Origin of the sequence: Acidovorax delafieldii 2AN (genome assembly GCF_000175235.1) — a bacterium.
Lineage (GTDB): Bacteria > Pseudomonadota > Gammaproteobacteria > Burkholderiales > Burkholderiaceae_C > Acidovorax > Acidovorax delafieldii_B.
In genome coordinates this window covers 38,090-47,530 of the sequence record NZ_ACQT01000013.1, presented here as the reverse complement: position 1 = coordinate 47,530, position 9,441 = coordinate 38,090, and the positions used below count along the sequence as shown (strand labels likewise).

The 9,441-nt window shown below is 57.0% G+C and carries 10 protein-coding genes; 2 read left to right on the top strand and 8 right to left on the bottom strand.

The window, feature by feature from the left end; genetic code table 11:
* Nucleotides 1–78: 78 nt before the first annotated feature.
* From ACDELDRAFT_RS04080 to ACDELDRAFT_RS04050, 8 genes are all read right to left on the bottom strand, one after another.
* A complete protein-coding gene (locus tag ACDELDRAFT_RS04080) occupies nt 79–1,917 on the bottom strand; it encodes a DUF3141 domain-containing protein (protein ID WP_005793728.1) in 1,839 nt (612 codons plus the stop codon).
* A gap of 20 nt (nt 1,918–1,937) precedes the next feature.
* A complete protein-coding gene (locus tag ACDELDRAFT_RS04075) occupies nt 1,938–4,271 on the bottom strand; it encodes a heavy metal translocating P-type ATPase (protein ID WP_005793727.1) in 2,334 nt (777 codons plus the stop codon).
* A gap of 3 nt (nt 4,272–4,274) precedes the next feature.
* The gene (locus ACDELDRAFT_RS04070; RefSeq protein WP_005793725.1) at nt 4,275–4,526 is read right to left on the bottom strand and encodes a DUF2933 domain-containing protein; all 252 of its coding nucleotides are present in this window, start codon (nt 4,524–4,526) and stop codon (nt 4,275–4,277) included.
* Nucleotides 4,527–4,610: 84 nt separating this feature from the next.
* On the bottom strand, nt 4,611–4,904 hold the full coding sequence (locus ACDELDRAFT_RS04065; RefSeq protein ID WP_005793723.1) for a heavy-metal-associated domain-containing protein: 294 nt from the start codon (nt 4,902–4,904) through the stop codon (nt 4,611–4,613).
* A gap of 50 nt (nt 4,905–4,954) precedes the next feature.
* A complete protein-coding gene (locus ACDELDRAFT_RS04060; RefSeq protein WP_005793721.1) occupies nt 4,955–5,623 on the bottom strand; it encodes a methyltransferase family protein in 669 nt (222 codons plus the stop codon).
* Nucleotides 5,620–5,922, bottom strand: a complete 303-nt coding sequence (locus ACDELDRAFT_RS23915) for a DUF2933 domain-containing protein (RefSeq protein ID WP_081470081.1) — start codon at nt 5,920–5,922, stop codon at nt 5,620–5,622. The genes ACDELDRAFT_RS04060 and ACDELDRAFT_RS23915 overlap by 4 nt, the downstream gene beginning before the upstream one ends.
* 25 nt (nt 5,923–5,947) lie before the next feature.
* Nucleotides 5,948–6,421, bottom strand: coding sequence for a hypothetical protein (locus tag ACDELDRAFT_RS04055; protein WP_005793719.1), 474 nt, complete (start codon nt 6,419–6,421; stop codon nt 5,948–5,950).
* 89 nt (nt 6,422–6,510) lie between these two features.
* Complete coding sequence (locus tag ACDELDRAFT_RS04050) at nt 6,511–6,855, bottom strand: copper-binding protein (protein ID WP_005793717.1); 345 nt, start codon at nt 6,853–6,855, stop codon at nt 6,511–6,513.
* Between the two features lie 329 nt (nt 6,856–7,184).
* Between ACDELDRAFT_RS04050 and ACDELDRAFT_RS04045 the strand changes: the two genes are divergently transcribed.
* Nucleotides 7,185–7,868, top strand: coding sequence for a heavy metal response regulator transcription factor (locus ACDELDRAFT_RS04045; protein ID WP_005793716.1), 684 nt, complete (start codon nt 7,185–7,187; stop codon nt 7,866–7,868).
* Nucleotides 7,869–9,254, top strand: a complete 1,386-nt coding sequence (locus ACDELDRAFT_RS04040) for a heavy metal sensor histidine kinase (protein ID WP_005793714.1) — start codon at nt 7,869–7,871, stop codon at nt 9,252–9,254. It abuts the gene before it with no gap.
* Nucleotides 9,255–9,441 lie beyond the last annotated feature (187 nt).

The following is a 9,441-nucleotide window of genomic DNA, read 5'->3' as shown; positions in this document are numbered from 1 at the left end:
AGAACAGGGTTATGTCTGCTTTGGGCGTCCGGTATTGCCGTCACCGTTTTATTCCATCATGTCCAGGACGTATAAAAACTAATCAGGGCGTTGAAACATCAGACGAAACGCTTGCTCAACCGCAGCGTCGCGGCCTTCACGCAGTCGTCCCAGCGCATGAGTAACTTGTCCTGCAGCTTCACGCTCACGCTCAATCAACGGGTGATGCGGCGCAAGCGGTTGTCGGCTCCTGGCGAGGGGTTCGGCCAACACACTGACCCCTTTCATCCACGGATTAAGTGTTTCTGAAAACAAATATCTGCTGCTGCGCATTGGATGGAGCCACTTGAGCACTTCGGCTGTCCAGGGCGTGGACAGCGTTTGCGCCCAGGGACTGACGAATGCCCGGTAAAGCACCTCGTTGAATGTCGAGACCTGTTTCACGCGCTCAAAAGCTTCTTGCGGGTAATCCGTTTTCAGGTCTTCAACCTGACGGGATTCAAAGCGAATGCTGTAAGTGGGCTTATGGCAGTCCGGGTTCCCGGACGGGTTGTCGATCTTCATCTCATAGAGGCCCGGTGCCAGCGCCTCAATCTCAGCCAGGCTCTCCAGGATCGCCCGGTGCTCCAGACGAGCCACCCCAGCAGAGACAAAAATGCCTAGATGGCCGACATGCCGGTTCGTGAGGTAAACGATTCGCTGCCCTGCCCGCTTGAGATCCTCGGTGTCACTATAGACAGCGGGGATCCACCCAAGCGCCTGGTGCGGTGGCGTGATGTTGTCGCCGTAAGATGCAAAGATGACGATTGGATTCTTGATCCGCCTCAGGTCAGCAGTACAACCCAAGCAAATCTGGAAAACACCCTGCTCAAGCTGGTTGCCGATGAACAAATTCTCAACGATCGCGAGAATCTCTTCTCGGCTCAGGAAATAAAAACCGTTCCACCAGCGTTCGAACTCCAGAAAGCGCGCCTGCTCGCTGTCAACGTTGGTGAAGAGTTGGGCGTACTTCTCCCAAATGGCCTTTTCGGGCTTGAGGTTCTCGAAATTCTGCGCTAGCCAGGCCCCGTCAAACCGGCCATTGCCCAGGTCGGCCGTCAGATGCGCCAACCAGCTGCCGCCAAGGAGACCTCCGGAAAGACGCATCGGATTGACACCGGACTCGCCCGCCCAATACGACAAAGGTGAGCCATTGAGCACCACCGGTCCGACCAGACCGGCGCAGTCTGCGGACAGCAGCGTCACCGCCCACCCGGCCTGGCAGTTGCCATAAAGAACAGGAGGATTGCCAGGATGGCGTAATGCGACCTCTTCGACGAAACGCCGCAGCACATGCAACACGTCTGCCAAGGTCTGCCCCAAAGCCGGCTCTGGAAAGAAAATCACGAAATAAACCGGATGGCCTTCGCGCATGGCCATCCCGACTTCGGAGTCGCGCTTGAAGCCGCCAATGCCGGGGCCATGCCCGGCGCGTGGATCGACGATGATGACCGGCGGTTTGTCAGAGTCCACGCAGTCTTCCCAGCAATGCCCGTCGATTTCCGTGATGCGTAGCAGTGCATAGTTGACGGGCCGATCGAAGCTGCGCGCGTCCAGCAGCGTTTCATACTTGAAGTCCAGAAGCGGCGGCAATCCGGCTCGCTCGTGCTCCAGCATGTTGTTCGCGCGCTGGCGAAGCGTGTCCCAGAACAGGATGGTGCGTTCGAAGAAATCGCGCTGGTAATCGAAATAGTCCTGCGTCGAGGGTGCTTCAGCTGCTCTTTTCATGCCACTGGACGCATCCTGTGGCGCAGACTTCAACAACTCCTCGGAATGATCCAAGACGGTCGGTGGTAGATCCTCTGCCTGGCGGTGCGTCCCTTGCACCGCTGCTTCCTTACCCCCCGCCGTGGTGCGTTGAGAGGTCCGAGGTTTTTGTGGTGACGTGGGGGTTTTCATCATTCCTCCGAACTACGAGGTCATCTTTTTCCGCGCCGCAAACGCAGCGCATTGAATATCACCGAGGCCGAGCTCAGGCTCATGGCCAGTGCCGCGATCAGCGGGGACAACAACCACCCGGTGAACGGGTACAGCACGCCTGCCGCAATCGGTACCCCGAGGCCGTTGTAGAGAAAGGCGAACAGGAGGTTCTGGCGCATGTTTCGGACAGTGTCAGTGGAAATATCACGCGCCGCAGTGATTCCGCGCAGGTCGCCTTTGACTAGCGTGACCTGCCCACTGTTCATGGCCACATCGGTTCCCGTGCCCATGGCCACGCCGACATCGGCCTTGGCCAACGCAGGCGCATCGTTGATGCCATCGCCGGCCATGGCGACAATGCGGCCCTCTTTTTGGAGCCGCTCCACAAGCGCCAGTTTGTCGGCGGGCTTGACTTCGCCATGCACCTCGTCGATTCCCAGTTTTGCACTCACGGCCCTGGCGGTGGTCAAACCATCGCCAGTCGCCATCACGATGCGCAAGCCGCTGGCGTGCAATGTTTTGATAGCTTCAAGCGTGGTGGCCTTGATGGGATCGGTCACGGCCAAGATTCCAGCCAGTTGTCTGTCCACGGCCAGATGCATCACGCTGGCGCCTTCACTGCGCAGACGCTCGCCATCGATCTTGAGCGCATCAGTGGCCACGCCCTCCTGCTGCATCAATGCGGTGTTGCCCAACACCAGATGCTTGCCATCGACCATGCCGCGCACGCCGATGCCGCTGCCGGACTCGAAATCAAGCGGCTTGATCAGTTCCAGGCCCTTGGCGCGTGCTGCGCTGACGATGGCCTCTGCCAAAGGATGTTCGCTGCCTTGGTCCAAACTGGCCGCAAGACGCAGCACTTCATCCGCTGTAAAGCCAGGGGCAGCCACTGCCGTATCGAAAGCGGGCTTGCCTTCGGTCAGCGTTCCTGTCTTGTCCACTATCAGCGTGTCCACCTCGCGCATTTTCTCGATGGCGCCAGCGTCACGGAACAGCACTCCCTGTGTCGCAGCACGCCCTGTGGCCACCATCACCGACATGGGCGTGGCCAGTCCCAGCGCACAGGGGCACGCGATGATCAGCACGGCCACTGCGTTGATCAATCCAAACACCCAGCTAGGTTCCGGACCGAAAACGCCCCAGACAAAGAAGGTGGCAATGGCGATGAGCACCACCACCACCACGAATTTGCCTGCCACCACATCCGCCATGCGCTGCATGGGCGCCTTCGAGCGCTGGGCATTGGCCACCATCTGAACAATCTGCGACAGCATGGTGGCCGCACCGACTTTCTCGGAGCGCATCACCAAGGCACCACTGGTGTTCATCGTGGCGCCAATCACCTTGTCACCAAGGCGTTTGGTCACCGGCACAGGCTCGCCGGTCAGCATCGATTCATCGACCGCACTGCTGCCTTCAGTCACAACGCCGTCGACCGGCACTTTCTCGCCGGGGCGGATGCGCAACAGGTCACCGACGTGAACATTGCTCAGCGGTACGTCTTCTTCGCTGCCGTCCGCATTGATGCGACGTGCCGTCTTGGGTGCCAAACCGAGCAGCGCCTTGATCGCCGCAGAAGTTTGTGAACGGGCCTTCAACTCGATGATCTGGCCCAGCATGGTCAGCGAGATGATGACCACTGTCGCCTCGTAGTAGACCGCCACACGCCCCAGGGAGATGAACGAATCCGGGAAAACGCCCGGCGCCACGGTGGCCACGAGGCTGTAGAGAAAGGCCGCGCCCGTACCTAAGCTAATCAATGTCCACATGTTGGGACTGCGATGGACGAGTGACTGCCAACCGCGTACGAAGAATGGCCAGCCAGTCCACAAAACAACAGGCAGCGACAGCGCCAGTTCAACCCAGGTTTGCACTTTCATGTCAAACCATCCGAGTCGATGGCCGAACATGGCAAGAACGGTGACGATGACCGTAAAGGGCAGCGTCCACCAGAAGCGGCGCTGAAAATCCTTCAACTCATGGTTTTCTTCCCCGTCCAGCGGAATGATGGGCTCCAATGTCATACCGCACTTGGGACAGGTGCCAGGATGATCCTGCCGCACCTCGGGGTGCATGGGGCACGTATAGATGGTGCCGGCAGGCTCTGGCGCGGTGTCCGCGGGTGCTGTAGGTACAAGGTACTGCAGTGGGTTTGCCGCGAACTTTCCTTGGCACTTGGCGCTACAGAAATAATAGGGCCGACCTTCGTGCGTCAATTTGTGTTCAGACTGCTCCGTGACGGTCATGCCGCACACCGGATCCTTCAGCTCCGATGGCGGGGCTGGCTCGGCTGGAGGGTGACTGCCGTGATGATGGTGTGCATGCATGTTCATTGCTTATTCCTTGTCGTTATTGGTGCGCCGGGGTGTCTGCGCATGGTTGCCATGCCCACCATGGCCGCCGTGGCCGTGCATCAGGTGCATCAGCGGGCAGGCGAGGAGCAACAGGTAGGGCCAATAGCCCAGAACATGGCCCCAATGCTCTCGCAGCAGGTAAAAACCGGCGATCAAGGCAGCCGTTGCCAGCGCCATGCCGGATGGGCGGCGCCAGAACGATGGTGCATGGGAGTCGTTGTCAGGCTGATCCATGGCGTTACTCCTTCAGAATTACCAAAAAAGTACGGGGGTGCGGAATCGCCCGGCCGATCAATCCGCAATCAAATGCCGTAGCCGTTATCGGCAACCACAGCCCCCCGTGCCGCCACTGTGGCAGCCCGATGCTTTAGGCTGCGAAGTCGCAGCGGGAATGGACGCGTCTGTGGCCAACTTCGCGGGGTAGCCCGCATCCGTCAAGGCCATCAACAAAGGAGCGCTGCCCTGCGCCAGTTCCCCACTCACCCGGACACGGCCAGACGGGAGATCGACCTCCACCCCGCGGACCCCCGGCAGCGGCTGCAATGCCTGCGTGACGTGCTTAACGCATGAACCACAGCTCATGCCCTCGACTTGCAGATCAATCGTGCTCATATTTCAAACTCCGAAAAAGTGAAACGTGTACCGCAGGGAAGAAATCCAGATCATCTTTTTGATACGGAGTCATTCGTCGACTCGGACTTGCCCATGCGAGGAATAAACCGGGGTGTTCGCTGGGCGTAGCTGTCGTACTCAGCACCGAATTGCTTGCGCATTTCGTTCTCTTCGGTGATGGCCAGACGCCCGTACATCAGGAGCAAAACAGGGAACATGACCAAGGTCAGCAACGTGGGCCACTGCAGCAGGAAACCCAGCAGAATCATCACGAAAGCCACGTACTGCGGATGGCGAATGCGTGCGTAGGGGCCTGCTGTGGCGAGCGACTGGCGACGCTGAGCGTGGTACAACACATTCCACGCGGTGGACAACAGGTAGAAACCATAGCCCAGAAAAACGTAGCTAGCGATGTGCAGCACGCCAAAATGCGGGTCGCCCTTTTCGCCCAAGAGGGTAGACCACAGGTGACCTGAGTTGTGGGAGAGGATATCCAGGTTAGGGAACTTGGTTTGCAGCCATCCTGACATCAGATAAATCGTCAACGGGAAGCCATACATCTCCACGAACAAGGCAACGATGAAGGCTGCAAATGCGCCAAACGTCCTCCAGTCACGGGCCGTCGCAGGCTTGAAAAAGCTAAACGCGAACATGATGAAGATCGCCGAATTTATGATGACCAGCGACCACAGACCATAAGCGGATTCCGTATGGTTCATCGTGAATCCCCTTCATTGCGTGATTCGGTAGTTTTCGTTGCATCAGGCTTAATCTGGCCATGTCCGCCATGTCCGCCATGTCCGCCATGTCCGCCATGTCCGCCATGTCCGCCGTGCATGAAGATATGCATTAACGGGCAGGCGAGGAGCAAGAGAAATGGCAGCGCCCCGACGACATGCGCGAGGTGTTCTGTCAACAGGAAATACGCTGCTACGCCACCAATCACCACGAGACCGATGGCATAGCGAGAACTCCAGAAGCTGGGGGGCGACTCGTGCCCGCCGTGTTGATGGTTCATGGTGACTCCCAATTCGGTGGATGCGTTACTTGGCTGGCGTAGCTGGCAGACGGTCCAGCATCATCTGCATCATGGACTCCATCATTTGCATGCGCTTTTCCATCATCTGTTGACGCTCGGCCATGTTGGTGGGCATGCCCTTGCCACCTTGCATGCCACCCATGCCCTGCATGCCTGCGCCCATCTGCTGCATCATTCCCATACCGTCCTGCATCAGCTTCATGTGCTCGTCCATGAGCGTCTGCCGCTCTTCCGGCGTTTTGGCCGCCATCATCTTTTCGTGCATCGCTTGCATGGCCTTCATCTGCTCGTCCATCTTGGCCATTCCACCCATTTGCCCCGCACCCGTTGGCTTCGCGGCCGCCTTCATTTGCGAGGGCGCAGGCGATGGGCTTCCTGCAGGGTGATGGGCCTTGTGCTCATCGGCGGTTTGCGCCATCACGCTCAGCGAGGCCGAAGCGATACAAATACCAACCAGGGTATGGCGAATTTTTGACATAGTGTTCTCCTTCTTACGGTGAAAAACCGTCGCAGTCAGCATTCAACCCATACGTCCGCGACGACACAGCACGCACGAGCAGCGTGTTCTTACTGAGCGGGCTGAATGTCAGTGACAACCATCTTCCCGCCCTCGTTGACGACCATGAACTTGACCTTGTCGCCGGGCTTCACCTTGCCCAGCAGACTCTTGTCTTTTGCGGTGAACACCATGGTCATGCCGGGCATGTCCATGTGCTTGATTTCTCCGTGCTTGATGGTGACCTTGCCAGTGGCCTGATCGACCTTCTTGATCTCGCCGTCGGTCATGGATGCCGATGCTTGGGACATATCCATCTTGCCGTGATCCATCATGGTCTGGGCGAAACTGCCCATGGGCATGGATGTGCCCATGGCAAGAGCGGAGATGGCAAGAATTTTTTTGATGGTGTTCATGATTTCCTCAGAAATGCGAGTAAAAAAGTTGATTACTTCTTGGCCACTTTGACAGCGCCCTTCATGCCGGCCTCGAATGACCAGACATCAGGCACGCGAACTTGGCAGTGCCCGCCTTCGTGGCGAATTGCCAGACGAGCTCACCTTGCTTGCCAGGGGCCCGGGTGACCTTGCTGGGCACATCACGACAAATGATCGATCTCATGAAAGAGATTCTGAAGAGCAAACATGTCAGGAACCTGTGCGTCAAATTACATATTTGTTATCTTCATGTCAGGCACGCAGAAACTCGTCAAACTCACGTCTACGCCAGATAGCGGAGAGTGACCATGAAGATATTGATCGTCGAAGATGAACCTAAAACCGGTGAATACCTTCGCCAGGGATTGAGCGAGGCCGGATTTGTGGCCGACCTGGCGCAAAACGGTAGCGATGGGTTGCACCTGGCACTCCAAGGTGAATACGACCTCGTGATCCTGGATGTCATGCTGCCCGGACTGGATGGCTGGCAGGTGCTGCAGTCCCTGCGCAATCGCGGATTGCAGATGCCTGTGCTGTTCCTCACGGCCCGGGATCAGGTGGAAGATCGGGTTAAGGGGTTGGAATTGGGCGCTGATGACTACCTGGTCAAGCCCTTTTCATTTGCCGAGTTGCTGGCCCGCGTACGCACCATACTGCGCCGGGGCCGAGGAGGCACCGAAACCAACACATTGCGCGTGGCTGACCTGGAACTTGATCTGCTGCGTCGACGGGTCTCGCGGGGTGGCCGCCGCATTGACCTGACAGCCAAGGAGTTTGGTTTGTTGGAGTTGCTGTTGCGCAGGCATGGAGAGGTGCTGCCTCGCTCGCTGATTGCCTCCCAGGTGTGGGACATGAACTTCGACAGCGACACCAACGTGATCGAAGTGGCGATGCGCCGCTTGCGTCTGAAGATCGACGAAGGCCAGGACGTCAAGTTGATCCAGACCGTGCGAGGCATGGGCTATGTGCTTGAAGCGCCGGAGAGCGTTTAAATGTTCCGGTTCTTTTCGCTCACCCATCGTTTGGCTATCTTTTTCACGATGGTGGCTGCAGGCGTCGTGTTGGGGCTTGGAATGTTGTTTCTGGTTGCGACCGAACGCCACTTCCTGGAACTGGATCGAATCACTCTGAAAGATAAGCAGCACCTAATCGAAAGCATAGTAGTCAATGCCAACTCCACCGATGAAATCCCATCGCGCTTACGCGAGTCATTGAACAATCATCACGGCTTGTTTGTCATTGTCAAAAACGCTAATGGGGATGTTCTTTTCAAGACTGAAGGGTTTCAACCTCCAGCCACTTTGGACGCGCCAACACCAGAGCATCGGATTTCCGAGATTCAGAGTTGGAAAAACCAAGGCCGTGAATTTCGCGCGTTGAATTTGCGATTCAACCCTGCCAATAGTGCGGCGCCACCCCTGGATGCCCTGATTGCTATTGACATGGAAGATCACATGCAATTCATGGCGCAATTGCAGCGTACGCTTGCGCTCTATGCCATTTGTGCCATCTTCGTCAGCGGGATGCTGGGGTGGTTCGCAGCCTACAAAGGGATGGCACCGTTGCGCGCCATGAAGACCCAAGCCACAACGGTCAGCTCCCATCGTCTCGATGAGCGAATGCCCATCGAAGCAGTTCCTGTGGAAATGGCTGACTTGGCGCAGGAACTCAACAAAATGCTGGACAGGCTGCAAACTGACTTTCAAAGACTTTCAGAGTTCTCATCGGACTTGGCGCATGAAATTCGCACGCCCATCAGCAACCTGCTGACGCAAACCCAGGTCGCACTCGCCAGCAAGAGAGACGCAGACACTTACCGCGACATTCTGGCGTCGAACGCGGAGGAGTTTCAACGCTTGGCGCGCATGGTGTCGGATATGTTGTTCCTGGCCAAGACAGATCGTGGGGTTGACTTGCCGAACAAGGAGCAGTTTTCCGCGGCGAAAGAAGTCCAGGCGTTACTGGAGTTCTACGAAGCCGTTGCTGAAGAAAAGAGCGTCACACTGCGCCAGTTCGGTGATGGAGACATCATGGGCGACCGACTGATGTTTCGCCGAGCATTGAGCAATCTGCTGTCGAACGCATTGCGTCATACCAAAGACCATAGCGATGTAACGATTGACATCAGCGAGAGAGCGCAAGCCATTGTCGTAACGGTCGAGAACAAAGGGGAGGACATTGATCCCAAAATCATTCCTCGTCTGTTTGACCGCTTCTACCGTGCCGACCCGTCTCGGTCGCACCCACAATCCGATGGTGCTGGTCTGGGACTATCAATAACCCGTGCTATCGCACAAGCGCACGGAGGACGTGTGACGGTTGAATCCGGTGCGGGGAGAACAAAGTTCAGTCTGGAATTTCCTAGCAAGTTGGCGTAATAGGAACAACTAACGCCAACAGAACTTCCACCAGCGTAACAGCACCTTATCTACTTACTGATCGGGATCAGTTTTTCTGTAGAGACTTCCTTACGAAGGGTTTCCAACAAAATGTAACCGACTACTCATCACTTCGTCACGAATGAACGGAATAATGAATACGCAATTCATGCAACCCACATCGCCC

Coding starts and splice junctions, on each gene's coding strand:
- ACDELDRAFT_RS04080 (WP_005793728.1), bottom strand. CDS start 1,917: ATGAAAACCCCCACGTCACCACAAAAACCTCGGACCTCTCAACGCACC.
- ACDELDRAFT_RS04075 (WP_005793727.1), bottom strand. CDS start 4,271: ATGAACATGCATGCACACCATCATCACGGCAGTCACCCTCCAGCCGAG.
- ACDELDRAFT_RS04070 (WP_005793725.1), bottom strand. CDS start 4,526: ATGGATCAGCCTGACAACGACTCCCATGCACCATCGTTCTGGCGCCGC.
- ACDELDRAFT_RS04065 (WP_005793723.1), bottom strand. CDS start 4,904: ATGAGCACGATTGATCTGCAAGTCGAGGGCATGAGCTGTGGTTCATGC.
- ACDELDRAFT_RS04060 (WP_005793721.1), bottom strand. CDS start 5,623: ATGAACCATACGGAATCCGCTTATGGTCTGTGGTCGCTGGTCATCATA.
- ACDELDRAFT_RS23915 (WP_081470081.1), bottom strand. CDS start 5,922: ATGAACCATCAACACGGCGGGCACGAGTCGCCCCCCAGCTTCTGGAGT.
- ACDELDRAFT_RS04055 (WP_005793719.1), bottom strand. CDS start 6,421: ATGTCAAAAATTCGCCATACCCTGGTTGGTATTTGTATCGCTTCGGCC.
- ACDELDRAFT_RS04050 (WP_005793717.1), bottom strand. CDS start 6,855: ATGAACACCATCAAAAAAATTCTTGCCATCTCCGCTCTTGCCATGGGC.
- ACDELDRAFT_RS04045 (WP_005793716.1), top strand. CDS start 7,185: ATGAAGATATTGATCGTCGAAGATGAACCTAAAACCGGTGAATACCTT.
- ACDELDRAFT_RS04040 (WP_005793714.1), top strand. CDS start 7,869: ATGTTCCGGTTCTTTTCGCTCACCCATCGTTTGGCTATCTTTTTCACG.